This is a genomic window from Xanthomonas cissicola (assembly GCF_008801575.1).
Lineage (GTDB): Bacteria > Pseudomonadota > Gammaproteobacteria > Xanthomonadales > Xanthomonadaceae > Xanthomonas > Xanthomonas cissicola.
Window position 1 is genome coordinate 1 of the sequence record NZ_VZPL01000225.1, and the last position, 706, is coordinate 706.

Consider the following 706-nt stretch of genomic DNA (forward strand, 5'->3'; position numbering starts at 1 on the left):
CAGGTGGGCACGCAACTTGTCCGAGACGGTCTTGCTGACGAGCCAGAGCGCATCGTGCGTCAGCCAGCCATCGGACGCCTGGGGCTGATTTAGTTTCAACTCTTCCTTGAGCAGATAGCGCAGGCCGTCAAGCAGCTTGCGCTGCAGAGCATGCTTCGGTGCGGCCATCGCCTTTGCCGGATCGCCTCCCAGTTCTTGGGCGACGGACGCACGGTCAGCCTTGATCACCAGTTCCCCGAGCACCCCGGCATGCTCGTACTGTCCTGCCATGATGTACAGCAGCGCCGCCCACAGCGATGGGAAGCCGCTGAGCCAGTCAAGGATGAAGCGATCGATCACCTGGTGGTACAGCAGGCCGGTAGCTGCACTGTGCAGGCGGTACTCGCGATCCTCTTGATAGCGGAATCGGTAGGGTTGCTTCAGCGGGCCATGCCAGGGGTGCCAGACACTGCCGTCGGCCTGCTCGACATGCAGATCAACAGCGATCTTGCCGATGTCGTGAAGCAGGGCGGCGTAGGCGGTGGCGGCGGTCCAGGCTTCGGCTTGTGCGGCCTGGTCTTCGGGTGTTGCGCCAGCGGGCAGCAGATAGGACTGCCGCAGCTTGAGCGCGTAGGCAACGATTTCAAGACCATGGTCGAGCATGCCGCCGTGGTAGGCATGGTGGTGGCTCTCTGAGGCGGGAAATTGCTGCACAAGCGCGGCGTAG

The 706-nt window shown here is 62.9% G+C and carries 1 protein-coding gene; it reads right to left on the reverse strand.

Features of this window, described 5'->3' with window-relative positions; all coding sequences use genetic code 11:
* On the reverse strand, positions 1–706 hold a 706-nt coding region (gene mobH, locus F7R02_RS25725; protein WP_208789153.1), incomplete at both ends, for a MobH family relaxase.